This is a genomic window from Shewanella sp. 10N.286.45.A1 (genome assembly GCF_041470405.1).
Lineage (GTDB): Bacteria > Pseudomonadota > Gammaproteobacteria > Enterobacterales > Shewanellaceae > Shewanella.
Map to the genome: position 1 here is coordinate 1 of NZ_JBFRMK010000095.1, position 16,385 is coordinate 16,385.

Consider the following 16,385-nt stretch of genomic DNA (forward strand, 5'->3'; position numbering starts at 1 on the left):
GGGGACATGATGTCACGGGTCATTTCAGTGTGTGATAGAGAAGCAGACATACTGAGTTATATTCAGGATAAACAGCAACAATAGAAAATTTTCACAAGGCCTGGAAAACGGGTGCAGGTGCAGAGCGGCAAAGAATGACGGAGCCTAAGAACTTAGAAAGAGCCGTTTCAATCTTAGCTTTTATTGGTGTCTGCTTACTGCAACTCAGAGAAGCCATCACCATCCCTTATTATTTACGCAAGAAAGGTCTGATTGAAGAAGCCAAAGCCGTAGAGAGTCAAAGCTGTGACGCGGTACTCGAAGAGGATGAATGGAAGGTGTTAATGCGATTTAATAAGGCTAGAGGGCATAAAGAAAAAGGAGCACCAAGCCTAAAATGGGCGTATCAATCAATCGCAAAACTGGGTGGTTTTACCGATACCAAGCGAACAGGTATAGCAAGCTGGGCGGCCGTTTGGGAAGGTTGTAGTACATTGCAGTCTCATGTTGTAGGCTATCGAGTCGCGAAAGAAATGGTGGCTGATGGTGAGAGCTTATAAGATCTGATCAAGAGACAGGTATAATAGCTGTGGAAAGGCATCGTCATATCAAGGGTAAAACAACAATAGAGACGTCATATTACATTAGCTCTATGGCCGCTAATCATAAGATGTTAGGACACTATATTCGGCAGCACTGGCGGATCGAAAACAGTCAACACTATATATTAGATGTTGTTTTTAAATAGGATAACTCACGCATCACGCTAGACGCTGCAGTAGAAAATATTGCGTTATTTAGACGCTTCGTGATGAACATGCTGAAGCAATACGATTGTGGAGCGCCGAGCCAAAAAGTGAAGTTGAAGAAAGCTGGGTGGAGCGATGATTATCGAGCACGAGTCTTCTTTGGATTATAAAACCATCAAAGTATGCTCGCGCCCTATGTCCCTGACAGAGACTCGCCTGCGAGAGTATACAACGCTATAGCAATTCTCGATGATGTTCAAAACGAGCATGAAAGCGCTCGTGAATATTTTCGTTTACTGCTAGAGCTGCAACCTCATTCAGCTATCTTAATCTCTAATCTAGGATATTCTTATTATCTGACTGGGGAGTTAACGAATGCAGAGAGGTATTTAAGGCAAGCGATTAGAGAAGATCAAAACCTAGATCGAGCTTGGACAAACCTTGGTTTAGTTTATGTTCGTAAAGGCTTATATAAAAGAGCGCTTGCAACATTTGAACAGGCGATGGAGCCGGCCGATGCGCTGAATGACCTTGGGTATTTCCTTATGTTAGAAGGTAAATATGATCAAGCAATAGAGCTGTTTGAAAGAGCAATTGATACTTCGCCGAGTTACTTTGAGCAAGCACAGAAGAATTTGAAAAGATCCAAAGCTGAGCTATCTGATGAATTTAGGCATGCCACTAACTAACGTTAAACGTAGCCAGGCTTAGCTAGACCTCTATCTATAAAAACACCATTAACTAATTTAATGGTGTTTTTTCTTTATCCATATACAAAAGTTAACTCTGCTCAAGTTCCAATTGCATCAACAACATCTCTTCTCCCTCGAGCACTGTAGTATTAGTGCTAAGGCAATGGTCGCAAACAATACTCCGTTGTTGGTGGATTGTTTGTTCATTACATGAATGACACTGCAATACTAAAGGCTGGATCTGCATATTAAGCTGCGCTTCATGGCAGATCCCTTCAAGCTTAAATGCTTCGAATGCTGTTTCTAATAACGCCGGTTCAACACCGCTTAAAATACCTAGCTTTATGTCAACGCGGGTAATTTTATTTGCACTGTTTTGCTCGGCTAGTTTTTCACATTGCTCGATAAGCGCAGTGACAATCGAATATTCATGCACTAGCAGATCCTCGGCAGTAACTCACCTTGTGGCACATCTAAAAATCGACTACTTCCCCAGGGCGTATTCAGGATCACTTTGCCCCTTTTAATATCATTAACCTTGCCGATGATTGCTGCTTGCTCACAGTGACAAAATGTTTGCATGATCTGTAGAGTTTTCTCTGCACAATCTTGCGCAACAGCGAGGATAAAAGTACCTTCATTGGCTAAGTCAAAAGGCTCGAACCCATAAAGCTCGCACAAACCTGCGACTTCCTGGCTAACAGGGATTTCTGATTCATTAACAGTAATACCGACTTGGGATGCTGATGCCCATTCATTTAGTACAGCAGATAAGCCACCACGAGTGGCGTCTCGCATAGCGTGTATTTCAACATTACTTGCTATAAGTTGTTCCACAATTGGCCATAACGTCGCACAGTCACTGGTGAGTTCAGATTCAACCGCTAGCCCTTCACGAGCCATTAAAATTGCTGCGCCATGTCGGCCTATATCTCGGGAAACGATAATGACATCATCATGCTTTAGGTTTTTGACTGAGATGCCGTTATTGATAATACGGCCGACTCCAGAGGTATTGATGAACACGCCATCAGCGCAGCCTCTAGGAACTACTTTTGTATCTCCGCATACTATTCGAGCACCTGACTTTTTAAGCTCTGTTGCCATACTTGCGACGATAGTTTTTAAATCTTCTATTGGAAAACCTTCCTCAATAATGAAGCTACTGCTTAAAAATTGTGGCTCAGCGCCCATCATGGCAAGATCGTTTACTGTGCCTGCTATGGCTAGCTTTCCTATATCTCCCCCTGCAAAAAACAGCGGTGCTACAGTAAAAGAGTCTGTGGTAAAGGCAGTATCGCCGTTAAAGTGCAGCCGTGCTGAATCCTCTTCACTCCTTAATATAGGGTTGTCGAAGGCTTTAAAGAAAATGTCTTTGATCAGACGGTTCATCTCTTTGCCGCCTCCGCCATGGCTAAGCTGAACGGTTTTACTCACATTAACGGTGCTCATTCAGTCACTCCATTATATCTATAGTACGCATTACAGGCACCTTCAGAGCTGACCATACAACTGCCTAAAGGGGTCTCTGGGCTACATCCACGTCCAAACACTTTACAGTCTTTTGGCTTTGACAGCCCCCGTAGAATATCTCCGCACTGGCATGCTTTATGGTCATCGATCTCTTGTTGAGGCAATTGATCTTTATAAACGACTTCTGCATCTCTATGTTGGTATGCTGCTCGAAGCATTAATGCCGAATCTGCTATTGGACCGAGCCCTCGCCAACGAAAATTTGGTCGAACAGTCATGTACTTATTGACGAGCTCTTGCGCAGCTAAATTCCCTTGCTCTGATACTGCGCGGCTATATTGATTCTCTAAATTTGATTGTGATCTCGCTTTTTGCCGAGTAATCATCAAGATAGATTCCATAACATCCACGGGTTCAAAACCTGATACCACCACAGGCGTGTCATAGTTCTCTACGGCAGCACGGTACACTTTGGCGCCACTGATCACGCTAACATGCGCAGGACCTATGAATGCGTTAACTTTCGCGGCCGGATCTGCCATTACAGCATCAATAGCAGGTGGCACAAGAACATGGTTAATATGAAAAAGTAGATTATTTATCTGCCGCTTTTCAGCTTGCTCAAGCAATACCGCAGTCATTGGGGTTGAGGTTTCAAATCCAATGGCGAAGAAAATGACTGTTTTGCTTGGGTTGTCTAACGCTATTTTTAAACTATCGAGTGGGTCATAAATCGGTCTGATATCACAACCATTTGCTCTAAATTGCGCCAAACTCCCTTTGGAGCCGGGTACGCGGATCATATCGCCTAAGGTGATTAGTATCGTATTAGGCATACTTGCTAATGCCGCTGCGTGGTCGATACGCTCTTTCGGCATAATACACACTGGGCAACCTGGGCCATGAATAAACTCAATATTATCGGGTAATAGCTGATTAATGCCATACTTCATAATGGTATGAGTATGGCCACCACAAACCTCCATAATATTAATTTTATCGTTACATTTGGCGGCTTCTAGCTTAATCTCTTTCGCCAATGACTTAATTACTTCGGGATCTCTAAAGCCCTTGTAGAGAGCATTGAGTGTTAGCATCAGCTCTGCTCCTCTTGTTCTATTTTGGCGACGATCTCCTTATATAAACTTAGGCTTTCTTGGGCATCTTCTTTATCGATCTTATTCATTACAAAGCCAATATGGATCAACACATAATCACCCAGAATTAGAGGCTCTGTCATTAAGTGACTGGATACTTTGCGCTTAACACCCATAGTATCGACTGTTACAGACTCTTCACCTTGGTGGATCTCAACAACTTGAGAGGGAATAGACAGACACATTAAGCTGCACCTCCAAGGTTGGTGGCCAGCCAGTTAGCCACTTTTTCTAAAGATTGGCTGTCTTTTACTGATACTTCAATCAGCTCCACATTTGGATTTAGTTTTTTAAGTTGAGCTTTTGATTCGGCAATGCTGAAGTCAAAGTGAGGCATCAAATCTGCTTTGGTGATCAGCACAACATCAGCTCGACGGAACATAACCGGATACTTCTCTATTTTGTCATCGCCTTCAGGTACTGACAGCAACACGATATTTTTGTGGGTTCCTACATCGTAGCTTGCTGGACAAACCAAGTTACCAACGTTTTCAACAAAACAGATATCTAATGGCTTTAGATCGATATGATGCAGTGCGCTGTGCACCATAAAAGCATCCAAATGGCAGGCCGCGCCCGTTTGAATTTGAAATGCATCTATGCCTTTAGCTTTCAATCTGTCTGCATCTCTTGAAGTCTCTAGATCACCTTCGATCACTGCATAATTGAGGTCGGTATGTAGGTGAAGATGTTCTAACAGGGTCGTCTTTCCGCTGCCGGGGCTGCTCATGAGATTAAAAGCTGTCACAGATTGAGCTTCGAAATGTTTTCGATTGTGCTGTGCTTCAAGATCATTTTTATCCAGTATTTTATGGATGACAGATAAGGTTTTTTTATCGTTCAATTGCGGATTGGTTGCTATGTTGTCATCGACATGAGCTTGGCTTGGGCTTAAAGAATGGTCATGACGGGTAATTGAACAGCCACAATCTTGGCACATAGGTAACTCCGTTATATAAGTTATATTCCATTGTCGATCACAATAAGCTGACCGACCTTGATGTAAATCAGGTTAGTAGGATTCAAATTGCGATAGATGTCATGTTTGTGTTGGTCGGTTACCAATATCTTTGACAGCGATTTCTTTACAATTATTGATAGCAAACCATGTTTGGCCAAGTGCAATACCCGCATCATTTATGGGTACTAAATTCGGTTGCATGATTTTGTTTCCGTGGGCTGTGAGTAGACTTTCGCAGCGCTCTAAGAGGTAACGGTTTTGAAACACCCCACCTGTTAACACAATGGGGGTAGACTTAAAGTCTTTAGCCACATCACCTATCATGTTGGCGATACAATCCATAAAGGCTTTGGCGATTACATTCACTCTGTCTGAGGTGAGGGGCATTTTGTTTATTTCTGCCACCAGCTGCTCAATCAGTTCAATGGTTGGCCATTGATTGTCTTGGGTTAAATGCAGTTTAAAAGAGCAGTGAGTTTCAACAACATTTCCTTGGGATTCCTCATTCATCCTCCCTTGAGTTATATTCATGTCACTGGTGGGTGTCACTCTATTTGAGGCGGTTTCGAGTAGTATTCCTGCTTGACCTTCATATTGAATGTTGTCCACAAGATTTAGCATCACAGCAACAACGTCAAATAGTCGACCTATAGAGCTAGTTATGTTTTTAGGCGATGTGTTACGCCATACAGTGCAAAGATTATTGAAGTGATTTTCACTTAACCTTTCGATGGGTGGCAGTTTCAATGAGACAATTTCTTCTGGTGAATATTTTTCAAGCAATATAGAGATAAGTAGCCTTATAGGTTGCTTAATCGCTTGTTCACCTCCAATAAGTTTAAATGGGGATAAGTGAGCAATACGTTGGTAATTATAGGCATCAGCAAGCAAAACTTCGCCGCCCCAAAGACTGTTATCATCACCTAAGCCTGTTCCGTCAAATGTGAAAGCGAGCACTTGTTCGGTGGTTTTATTTTCAGCCAGTACACTTAGTACATGAGCATAGTGGTGCTGAACTTCTACTTTAATTTTTGAACTTTCATCAGTAGCCCATTGGCTAGTAAAGTAGTTAGGATGCTTGTCATGCACCAACTCTTTTGCTTCGAAGTGGTATAACCGAGAAAAAGTACTTAGTGTGTCGTGAAAGTAGCGTTCGGCTTCTATAGACACTAGGTCGCCGATGTGTGGACTCAAAAACAGGTTGTGCCCGAAAGCAAAGCAAAGGGTGCTTTTTTGTTGTGCACCCAAGCCTAGTGTTGGTTTATTGATATTATGTGGGCTATAGATAGACAGCGGTGCGTAACCACGGGCTAATCTTAAAACCTGTAACCTGTTATTAATCACTTGAACGACACTGTCATCACATCCATTTAGAATCGGACGATTGTGGTCTAAAATATGGTCGACAATATGCCCAAGCTTGTTTGCAACGTCTTTACCTTCTGTAATGATCGGCTCTCCTGAAAGGTTGGCACTTGACATCACTAATGGAAAATCAATAAGTTGTAGTAACATATAATGTATAGGCGTATAAGGTAAAAAGATCCCAAGTCTATCGATATCAGGAGCAACCATATTGCTTATCTCTAGCTCAGGTTGTCGCCTTTTTTGCATAACGATAATAGGTCGCTCATTACTGGCTAGTGTTTGCCATTCTGTATCATTGCCTATTACCAACTTCTTGGCGACTTCGCTATTTTTAACCATTATCGCCAAAGGTTTTGCTGGCCTTATCTTACGCTGACGTAAAGTCCTTACACTTTGGTGGTTAGTGGCATCGCAGACTAGATGAAAACCACCAAGCCCTTTAATTGCAATAATCCCACCGGATTTTAGCGCTTCTACTGCTTGTACTAACGGCTCTGTGGTGCTGTTAGTTGTGCTCAAATTTGAATTGCAAAAGCGCAATTGAGGGCCACAGTTAGGACAACTTACTGGTTGCGCGTGATAGCGCCTATTTAATGGATCTTGATACTCCTGTTCACAGGCAGGGCACATGGTAAAGGTTGCCATGCTAGTGTTGAACCTGTCGTAAGGTAAGTTGTTTATGATGGTGTATCTAGGACCACAATTTGTGCAGTTGGTGAACGGGTATCTAAAATAGCGAGACTTTGGGTTGCTTATATCAGCGAAACAATCATCACAGGTACATTTATCTGCGGATACCGCGACAAGTGCATCTGCATTATTCTGACTGTGGATGATACTAAATCCTTCAGTGGTCATAACCAGCGGGATCTGTTTGACTTCAAAGCTATCAATGCGAGCTAGGGGAGGCGGTGAAGCTAGTTGCTGCTTGAACTGCTTGATCGTATGCTCATTAGCTTGTGCTTCTATGGTTACGCCTTCGCTATTGTTAAGCACACTGCCAGACAGTGCAAGTTCATCCGCCAAACGATAAACAAACGGCCTAAAACCGACACCTTGAACGATGCCGGTTATTTTTATTTTTACTCGAATTAGCGCTAAAGTCATTAATGTCTTCGCTGTTTTAAAAACAGAGAGCCTACTGCTATGTTAAGTCCCTCCAAGTCCATTTGAGCATTGGGATTTAGATCGAAGTTTTTACCTAAACGTAAGGCGATTCTTTTGCCTAAAAGCTCATTATCAAAGCTACTTCCGGCGAGTACCACTGATTTTATAGAGATATTCTGATCTAAATGTTCAACCCAGTTACAGATAAAGTCAGCAAGAGAGTCATGCATACCAAACGCAAGCTTTTCAATATTTCCATCTTCTGCAAGCCTAAAACTTAGGATGCTGCCAAGAGTTTTACACCAATTAAGACTTCTATGGGCTTCTCCACGGGTAAGAGGGTAGTCTATTCGCGGTGCATTACTGCCTCTATGGCGTAAAGCATTGGCGATAACAAAATCACTCAGCAACACCTTATTTGCGGGAACCGAGTGACTTCCATTAGTTGCGCCGAGTAATACAGCAGCTATCGCCCATAAGGACTGGATATTATTGGTTGAGCCATCGAGTTTTAACGCTAATAGCGCAAGGTAGTCATCAGGATATCGTTGTTTAAATTTGTCGAACAATTGTTTCTGTGGAGAGGCATCAATTTGGTGAACTATTTCATAACCGTTATCCGGTAAAGTAGGAAATTCGAAAAATAGCTCCAATTGCTGTTTAGCGTCCATTGTCACTATACGGCTTTTATTTGAATCACTTAGATATAGTACTGCACAGTTCTTTGGCTTTTTCAGAGATAAGGTTGCAGCATGCAGAGCACATGTCGCCGCCTCAAGATCTAAATTCGCATCAGTACCGAGATCCTGTTGGATATTCGATTTAGCGGTGCAGACTTCAATATGATCTTTTTTCCACTGCACTTGAAAACGGCCATAGTGTGCATCATCGTGCAATGGTTGCTTACTTGAAAGATAACTTAGTATGTTGTTATCTTGGGTTATTTCACATAGCGGTAGCCAGTGAGAATCTACTCGGGTAAAGTGCGGATTGTTTGCCCCCTCAATGTAGATCCAGTCTATTCCGCGCTGGCGTAGCAGTTCACAAATAACCATAAGTAATCGTGAATTAGCAAAGCAAAGTGAGTAAAGAGGATCGGTCAGCCTAGGGTGGTTGTCGATTGGACGACAACTAATCAGTGGCTTTTCAATGCTAGACAGGGCAAGTACTTGCTGCTCGGTGACCACAAAATGGGCATTAAGGTTATTTGGGTTACAGATCACTAGGTTCTGTCTGTTACTTTTTGGGTTACTCCTGTTTGGCTTGTAACTAATGCTAATTGCAGCATCTTTTGTGCCACAGGGCAGAGTTACATGACCTTGCTGCTCTAGCTTATCTAGCAGTATTTTAACATCATCTAATCCAGTGTTTTTAAGCTGCTGACTGATACGTTTATCTGCTTGGCAACATGGACAGACATAATCAAGCTGGCCAAAGTGTTTAGCTTGGTTGTCGCCAAAATGAGGCTGGCACTGTTGGCAGTATTCCTGTGCTAGTGGCGAGTGCTGAATTAGTTTTTTACTGCCTATAGGCGAGTCGATTAAGGTAATAAGTGGTTTTATCAGCCAAGAGGAGATTAAAAAGTCTTCTGCTATGGCATCCGCTAAGCACTCTAGATCTGCTTGTTCACCCTGTGCTTCTATAAAGTAACGATGGCCATTTTGACCAATATTTACATCATATTGTTCATTCAATAAGTATTGATTACAGAGGTGCCCATAGAAGGGCACCTCGCGCTGACAGTCAAATTCAAATCTAATATTCTTCATCTAAGATTAAACCACGTTTGTAAGAGTCGGGAATGAGATCATTGATATCAATGTTGGCATGTCGAGAATGTGAGAAGCCAAGTGTTTCAAAGTGATTGAACAAGGTTTTTTCCATCAAAGGTACAGCGGCTTGAATTTGCGGCGTAAGGCCGAGAGTCATAGGTTCAAGCACCGTTGGTGTTACGCCAAGTACAAATGTTTTCGGTCTGTCGCCCACCATTTCCATCATAATTAACGTTTGCAGCATCTCTACTTCATGAGCGCTACCTTGCCAGTCAATTTCAGGGGGAGCGTTATCAAAATCAAAAAAGTAGACTTCACCTGGCTCAACTCCGTTGGCGTTAACGGTATCTACAACCAGTAAGTAATCGTATTTGCATAAAGTGGGAATAAGCCCCTGCGCTAGGGTGCCACCATCCATCATATCAAGCTGATGTTGTGGATGATGGAAGCGGAAATTTTCTTGGATGTAATTGACGAAATGTACGCCGATACCTTCATCGGCGTACAGGACATTGCCAATACCAAGTAGCAATATCTTCATGTTTTCCTTTTATTTCTTCTTATGGTAATCGTAACCAGAGACGATAGAGTCCACCGAGTTATGTTTGAAACGGATCCCGCTCCACACTGCCATATAAACATGGATCACAACAAAAATGATGAACACCCAAGTAAAGTAGTGGTGCCAGATCCTAACGGGTGCTAATCCGCCCATCATCATAGTGACCCAATTGGCCATACCGCCGAGCATACCGCCGAGCCCCTGATGATATACATTGGCATATAACACCAGACCCGTAACGCAGATAAGAAAGGCGACAACCGAAATTGCCAAGTAAGTCACAAATTGTAATGGCCCGTAGACTCCAGCTTTGTCTAAATGTCCCATCCATAAATAGGACTTAAGTTGAGTGATCCAGCTCTTAGGACTTAGTACATCCTTAAAGGAGCGTCTTTCGATATCACTCTTACCGAAGAAAAACAGATAAGCTCTTACCAACGTGATGGAAACCAGTAGGAAACCAAATATTTGGTGAGCCGCGCGGATATACCCCTGTACTAAAACATCCGAGCTTTCTGGTGCCACCAAAAATGGCCAAGAGATATAAAACCCCGTGATCACCAGGATCAAGATTGCTAATGCTCTTAACCAGTGAAAAATCCTGATCGCCGCACCAAAAACAAGTTCTCTTTGGTAGGGTGCAGATTGAGTAGCCATGCTAACCCCCTTAACTAGAATCCGTTGGGATCGATTTTGAATTCACCCAAATTCGTACCCTTGTAGTCCATCACATGTACGGCACAAGCCATACAAGGATCGAAAGAGTGAATGATTCGAATGACTTCTAAAGGTTTGGTTGGATCTTCGAGTTTCAAGCCAATAAGTGACGCCTCATAAGGACCCACTTTGCCTTGTCCATCAACTGGTCCAGCATTCCACGTTGTTGGTACAACGGCTTGATAGTTCTCGACCTTGCCACCTTTGATGCGGATCCAATGACTTAGCATACCGCGCGGTGCCTCAATCATGGCGTGGCCAACATACTCTTTATTGCTATCAATTTCTGGCTTGGTGTAAGTAGACTCATCCGACTGCAAATTGGTCAGTAGGGCATCGAAGGTTTTTAAGCCTTCTTCTGCAACGATTACAGTTTGCAGCATACGGGCGGCGGTGCGGCCCAGAGTCGTAAATAGTGCTTCAATAGGAAGTCCGGTAGCGGCAAGTAGTCCATTGACTGCATCGACCACCACTTGGTTACCACGAGCATAGCTCACTAACAAACAGGCAAGCGGACCCACTTCAACGGGTTCACCTTGATAGCGAGGCGACTTAACCCAACTATACTTGCCATCTCCATCAACAGTCGGCAACTTACCGTAAACGGTGTCTCTTTCGACAAATCCGGTATAGTCGGGAACGGTTGTACCGTCATAAGGATGTTGTGCCCCATCTGCTTTATACCAAGCATGAGTGACATCTTCTTTAATTAGCTCAGGGTTCAAATCACTCACACCAGCTAAGTCGCCGTTCATGATCACGCCTTGGTTGAACATGTACTGTCCATCACCAAGTACGAAGTCATCGGTAGCTAAGAAGTTTTTAACGTTTACACCACCAAGCACACTTGGTTCAGAGCCAAACGCTTCCGCTGCCATGACTACATCAGCTTTGTATGCGCGAATAATAAAATCCTTAACGATGGCATGTTTTTGTTTCCATTCCTGCAGACGAGCAGGGCTTAACATGTCACGTACTGACGTTACGCCGCCCACTACGATAGACTGAGGGTGAGGTGATTTACCGCCGAAGATAGCAAGCATCTCAGCAGCAATACGCTGTACTTCTAGCGCTTTAAGGTAGTGCGATAAAGCAATCAGATTTTGCTCTGGGGTAAATCGATAAGTGCTGTTACCCCAGTAAGCGTTGGCAAAAGGACCGAGCTTACCGGTTTCAACTAGACCTTTTACTCGCTGTTGCACTGCGCGTAAATCACCTTCGCCAGCACTAATAGGATTGTCTGTATATTTAAGAGCTACTTGTGCAGCAAGTGCTGGATCTGCACTTAACGCAGAAACAACATCTACCCAATCTAAGCCATGTAGGTGATAGAAATGCACAATATGGTCATGCATATTGAGCGAGGTTTGCATCAAGCTTCTGAGATACTTAGCATTTAGCGGAATTTTTACCCCAAGCGCGTTCTCTACCGCTTCTGTACCACATCGGTAGTGAGAGTAGGTACAAACACCACAGATCCGTTGTACGATTAAACCAACATCCATTGGCGTGCGACCTTTTAAGATCACCTCAATACCACGCCAGAGGGTAGAAGAGGACCAAGCTTTTTGAATCACATTATTCTCGTCAACCTCTACCTCTACTCGCAGGTGTCCCTCAATACGAGTGATAGGATCGATAACTACACGTTTACTCATGATTATTCCTCTTCAGATTTGGCAAAGACACTGGCGACTGCATGGGCACCGATACCGACAGCGGTGGCACCTAAAATGACTGCGCCGATGGTATCTGTGGTGGCGTCTAAGCCGTGTAGTAGTTGTCTACCTAATGGTTTTTCAAAGTCAGCCATGTCATCCCAAAAATTGGGTTCAGAGCAACCCATACAGCCGTGTCCGGCTAGAACAGGCCAGCTAGTGTGATGGTTAAAGCGCTCTGTAGGGCAGTTGTTATAGGTATAAGGGCCTTTACAACCGACTTTGTACAGACAGTAGCCGTCTTTGGCACCTTGGTCGCCAAACTCTTCAACAAATTCGCCTGCATCAAAACGACCACGACGTTCACAATTATCATGAACGCGCGCGCCGTAGGCCCATTTAGGACGGTTAAACATATCCAGAGCAGGAAGTTTGCCAAACATAATGAAGTACATCAGTGTACCCACAATGTTCTTTTCGCTTGGTGGGCAACCGCCTAGGTTAATGACAGGCTTATTAACGACTTCGTAAACACCTTTAGCACCAGTTGGATTTGGCGCTGCTGCTTGAACACCGCCAAATGCCGCGCAGGTACCAACAGAGATAATTGCTGCAGCGCCCTCAGCAGCTTCCTTGACAATATGAAGCCCTGTATGGCCTTTACAGCCAACGGTTAAGTACGCGCCGTTGTTTGCGGTAGGAACCGCACCTTCGACGGCTAATAGATAGTTACCTTTATAGGCTTCTAATGCATGTTCAAGGTTTTCTTCTGCTTGCCATCCTGCTGCGGCCATCAATGTTTCATGGTACTCAAGTGAGACATGATCGAATATAAGAGAGTCTAGATTAGGGGTGTCGGTTCTGATCAATGATTCTGAACAACCTGTACATTCTGCCATATGCAGCCAAATTAGCGGGACGCGATTAGCAAGCTCTGCGGCTTCTGCTACTAATGTGCTAAAGGGCAGTGGCAGCGCTAGCATTGCCGTTACAGATGCAGTCCATTTCATAAAGTCTCGACGACTAATGCCATTTTGTAGCATTTTATCTTGCAGCGATTCACTATGACGTGGTTGCAATTGACGCAATTGCTCCATTCGCGCCACACCTTGCTGATATAGGGCTTCGTGTGTTTCCATGGTTAAACCTTATTATTCTTGAAAGTAATTTGCTCAACATCATCAGTCTAGGCCTCAAAAAGGGTAGAAATATTGATATGCGTCAAGCTTTCTTGGGGTTACAGAGGCTTACGGAGAGTCAGATTATCGAGGCTTGAGCTAGATCATTTATTTATAAGGGAAAAGGACAGAATGTCCCTACAGTAGTTTGACTGTGACGCAGGTCACGTTTAAAGCGTTTGTTGTAACTTGTTTGTTAACAATCGCCTTGAGGGGTTGCTAAATAAATGATCGATTATGTAGCTGAGGCTAGCTGGTTTTAAAGGGCAATATAAAGCAAGACAGATTTTATTAGTGAATACTAAAGCTAACCTAATTAATGACTGTAGAGCGGTTACAAAAGAGGGAATAAAGAGATAGTGTTTTGGTGAAGGCAACAAAAAAGCCTCTAAGAATAGAGGCTTTGATTTTAAGCAAATATCAAACGAGCTTTAGAAGTTCGCTGATTTTGGTGCTCTTGGGAATGGGATCACGTCACGGATGTTAGATACGCCAGTGACATAAGAAACTAGACGCTCAAACCCTAGACCGAATCCTGCGTGAGGAACTGTACCGTAACGACGTAGGTCACGATACCACCAGTAATCTTCTTGGCTAAGTTCCATCTCAGCAAGACGAGCATCAAGTACGTCTAAACGTTCTTCGCGCTGTGCACCACCGATGATTTCGCCAATACCCGGTGCTAAAACGTCCATAGCGGCAACGGTTTTACCATCGTCATTCAAACGCATATAGAATGCTTTGATATCTTTCGGATAGTTTTTAACAACAACAGGTGCCTTGAAATGCTCTTCAGCAAGGTAGCGTTCATGCTCAGAGTGAAGGTCAATACCCCATTCAACATCGTACTCAAACTTCTTACCGCAAGCTTTAAGAATTTCGATAGCATCGGTGTAATCAATCTGTGCAAAATCACTAGTAACAAACGCTTCTAGACGATCAATTGCGGTTTTCTCAACACGCTGGGCAAAGAACTCAAGATCATCACGGCGCTCGGCCAATACAGCTCTAAAGCAGTATTTAAGCATATCTTCAGCAAGTTTTGCGGCGTCATCTAAGTCAGCATAAGCAACTTCAGGCTCTACCATCCAAAATTCTGCTAGATGACGACTGGTGTTTGAGTTTTCAGCTCGGAACGTAGGACCAAACGTGTAAACTTTAGATAGCGCACATGCATAAGTCTCTGCGTTTAACTGACCAGAAACCGTTAGGAACGACTCTTTACCGAAAAAGTCTTCGCTATAGTCAACGCTGCCTTTATCATCACGTGGCAGATTCTCTAGATCCAATGTTGAAACACGGAACATCTCTCCAGCACCTTCAGTATCTGACGCTGTGATCAACGGAGTCGATACCCAGATGTAACCCTGTTCATTATAAAAGCGATGAATCGCCTGTGATAAACAGTTACGTACGCGGGCAACTGCACCGATGATATTGGTACGTGGACGAAGATGTGCTAATTCGCGTAAATGCTCAATAGAGTGACGCTTAGCAGCCATAGGGTATGTATCAGGATCTTCCACCCAGCCGGCAACCTCTACATTAGTCACTTGCATTTCGAAGGCTTGGCCTTTACCCGGTGATTCAACAACCTCACCGGTCATAATGACTGAACAACCCGCAGTAAGCTTTAACACTTCGTTGTCGTAATTCTCTAAATTATTCGGCACTACGCCCTGAATAGGGTCAAAGCATGAACCGTCATAAATAGCGAGGAATGAGATCCCAGCTTTAGAATCGCGGCGGGATCTAACCCAGCCACGTACTGTGATTTGCGAACCAATCGCAAAGTCACCTTTAAACACAGAAGCGACAGATGTAATGCTCATTGTTGCTTAGTTCTCCAACGAAACGTTTTAAATATAAAATTTGGTCGTTTATATTACCTTTATACAAGCTTTTCTCAAGTGGAAAGTAAGGTAAGTTGGTCTGGATCTTGGTATTGTTTTTAAAAATAGGCTTAAAACTACGGAAAGTATTGATGAAAAGGCTGAAAGTGTTTCAATATTTACTGACTACAATGTCGATTGTCGGTTGGTCGTTAGCTATATATGCACTGATGTTGTTTGATAAAGCAAGACCCGATACTGCAGTGGGCTACCTTCAAAGTAAAGGTGCAGAGGTTCGTCTTGAATGGGATCCAGTGCAAACGATATTACTGGCTGATATTGTTTGGTGGTGTGCTTTGGTTAGCTTTATCAATTTGGGTTTCAACTACTATATTGCGATCCATAGCCGCCTTGGCTGGTGGATAAACATACCTTTGTTGTTTTTATGCTCTTTGGCCGCAGGACTTTATATACGTTTCGTGGTCTAAAGCGATGCTCTAACAATCTTAGTCAATAACTCAAGCTAGTAACATTGCGTGGAGTTTTAATTGCTCAGTGCTATTCAGTTATATTGACTTTAGATAGTGGTCTGTCTTGGCTCAGGAGCCTGCACAATTGATCGATCATTGCAGCAGTTGCTCCCCAAATAAAATATTGGCCATAAGGGATGAAATGAACCGGGTATTCAATCCCACCCCGACTAAAATATTGGATATGACGGTTGTCACAATCGAGTAGGAATGAGAGCGGTATAGTAAAAAGCTCATCCACTTCGCCAGGGTCGATAACAGGCGTAAACGGCTTAGAGATGATACTGACAACTGGGGTGATATCAAAACCGGTAAAGGTTTTATGGTCATGCAACATACCAATCACTTCGACATGCTTGTTCGGTAAACCGATCTCCTCATGAGCTTCCCTCAATGCGGTATCTTCAAAGCTCAGATCAAACTTCTCAACTTTACCACCTGGAAAACTAATTTGCCCGGGGTGCTGACGCAGGTGGCTAGGTCTACGGGTTAGAATGAGCTCAAGCTGATCGTTATAACTACTAAGTGCAACTAGCACCGCGGCTTTTCGTAACGGTTGCTTTACTTCAAATGGCAGTGAGGAGGGAAAATGATGGGCTTTAGGTAAAGAGTGGAGATTAAATTTGAGCCTAAAATCCACTAAATCCATG

General features: G+C 43.4%; 16 protein-coding genes and 1 pseudogene. 4 read left to right on the plus strand and 13 right to left on the minus strand.

The genetic code is table 11. From position 1 onward, the window contains the following. Nucleotides 1-134: 134 nt before the first annotated feature. The 3 genes and pseudogenes from AB4238_RS08415 to AB4238_RS08425 all read left to right on the plus strand — a co-directional run bounded on the left by AB4238_RS08415 (nt 135) and on the right by AB4238_RS08425 (nt 1,417). Nucleotides 135-539 (plus strand): hypothetical protein, encoded by a 405-nt coding sequence (locus AB4238_RS08415; RefSeq protein WP_372032839.1) that lies wholly within the window; start codon nt 135-137, stop codon nt 537-539. 20 nt (nt 540-559) lie between these two features. After that, nucleotides 560-898: pseudogene (locus tag AB4238_RS08420) on the plus strand (ISAs1 family transposase); the annotation flags it as partial. A gap of 12 nt (nt 899-910) precedes the next feature. Then, on the plus strand, nt 911-1,417 hold the full coding sequence (locus AB4238_RS08425; RefSeq protein ID WP_372032842.1) for a tetratricopeptide repeat protein: 507 nt from the start codon (nt 911-913) through the stop codon (nt 1,415-1,417). Between the two features lie 91 nt (nt 1,418-1,508). Here the strand turns inward: AB4238_RS08425 and AB4238_RS08430 are convergent, their stop codons facing one another. From AB4238_RS08430 to asnS, 12 genes are all read right to left on the minus strand, one after another. Beyond that, nucleotides 1,509-1,856, minus strand: coding sequence for a hydrogenase maturation nickel metallochaperone HypA (locus AB4238_RS08430; protein ID WP_372032845.1), 348 nt, complete (start codon nt 1,854-1,856; stop codon nt 1,509-1,511). Then, the gene (gene hypE / locus AB4238_RS08435) at nt 1,856-2,872 is read right to left on the minus strand and encodes a hydrogenase expression/formation protein HypE (protein WP_372032846.1); all 1,017 of its coding nucleotides are present in this window, start codon (nt 2,870-2,872) and stop codon (nt 1,856-1,858) included. The genes AB4238_RS08430 and hypE overlap by 1 nt, the downstream gene beginning before the upstream one ends. Then, entirely contained in the window at nt 2,869-3,990 is a 1,122-nt protein-coding gene (gene hypD, locus AB4238_RS08440) for a hydrogenase formation protein HypD (protein ID WP_372032849.1), read from the minus strand. Before hypD ends, hypE begins: the two co-directional genes overlap by 4 nt. Next, nucleotides 3,990-4,235: a HypC/HybG/HupF family hydrogenase formation chaperone gene (locus AB4238_RS08445; protein WP_372032851.1), complete on the minus strand. Its 246-nt coding sequence runs from the start codon at nt 4,233-4,235 to the stop codon at nt 3,990-3,992. The genes hypD and AB4238_RS08445 overlap by 1 nt, the downstream gene beginning before the upstream one ends. After that, entirely contained in the window at nt 4,235-4,990 is a 756-nt protein-coding gene (hypB, locus tag AB4238_RS08450) for a hydrogenase nickel incorporation protein HypB (protein WP_372032853.1), read from the minus strand. Before hypB ends, AB4238_RS08445 begins: the two co-directional genes overlap by 1 nt. Before the next feature lie 99 nt (nt 4,991-5,089). Then, nucleotides 5,090-7,486 (minus strand): carbamoyltransferase HypF, encoded by a 2,397-nt coding sequence (gene hypF, locus AB4238_RS08455; protein WP_372032855.1) that lies wholly within the window; start codon nt 7,484-7,486, stop codon nt 5,090-5,092. Beyond that, the gene (locus tag AB4238_RS08460; RefSeq protein WP_372032856.1) at nt 7,486-9,255 is read right to left on the minus strand and encodes a NiFe hydrogenase; all 1,770 of its coding nucleotides are present in this window, start codon (nt 9,253-9,255) and stop codon (nt 7,486-7,488) included. Before AB4238_RS08460 ends, hypF begins: the two co-directional genes overlap by 1 nt. After that, nucleotides 9,242-9,799 (minus strand): HyaD/HybD family hydrogenase maturation endopeptidase, encoded by a 558-nt coding sequence (locus AB4238_RS08465; protein ID WP_372032858.1) that lies wholly within the window; start codon nt 9,797-9,799, stop codon nt 9,242-9,244. Before AB4238_RS08465 ends, AB4238_RS08460 begins: the two co-directional genes overlap by 14 nt. Before the next feature lie 9 nt (nt 9,800-9,808). Continuing rightward, complete coding sequence (gene cybH, locus AB4238_RS08470; protein ID WP_372032859.1) at nt 9,809-10,477, minus strand: Ni/Fe-hydrogenase, b-type cytochrome subunit; 669 nt, start codon at nt 10,475-10,477, stop codon at nt 9,809-9,811. A 14-nt stretch (nt 10,478-10,491) separates the two neighbouring features. After that, nucleotides 10,492-12,195, minus strand: coding sequence for a nickel-dependent hydrogenase large subunit (gene hyaB / locus AB4238_RS08475; RefSeq protein WP_372032861.1), 1,704 nt, complete (start codon nt 12,193-12,195; stop codon nt 10,492-10,494). Between the two features lie 2 nt (nt 12,196-12,197). Then, a complete protein-coding gene (gene hyaA, locus AB4238_RS08480; RefSeq protein ID WP_371991422.1) occupies nt 12,198-13,334 on the minus strand; it encodes a nickel-dependent hydrogenase small subunit in 1,137 nt (378 codons plus the stop codon). Between the two features lie 470 nt (nt 13,335-13,804). Continuing rightward, nucleotides 13,805-15,205: an asparagine--tRNA ligase gene (asnS, locus tag AB4238_RS08485; protein WP_372032863.1), complete on the minus strand. Its 1,401-nt coding sequence runs from the start codon at nt 15,203-15,205 to the stop codon at nt 13,805-13,807. Nucleotides 15,206-15,357: 152 nt separating this feature from the next. Between asnS and AB4238_RS08490 the strand changes: the two genes are divergently transcribed. Beyond that, nucleotides 15,358-15,693, plus strand: a complete 336-nt coding sequence (locus tag AB4238_RS08490; RefSeq protein ID WP_372032864.1) for a hypothetical protein — start codon at nt 15,358-15,360, stop codon at nt 15,691-15,693. 70 nt (nt 15,694-15,763) lie between these two features. Here the strand turns inward: AB4238_RS08490 and AB4238_RS08495 are convergent, their stop codons facing one another. After that, nucleotides 15,764-16,384 carry a CoA pyrophosphatase gene (locus tag AB4238_RS08495; protein WP_372032865.1) on the minus strand — a complete coding sequence of 207 codons (621 nt, stop codon included), beginning with the start codon at nt 16,382-16,384 and terminating at the stop codon, nt 15,764-15,766. Nucleotide 16,385 lies beyond the last annotated feature (1 nt).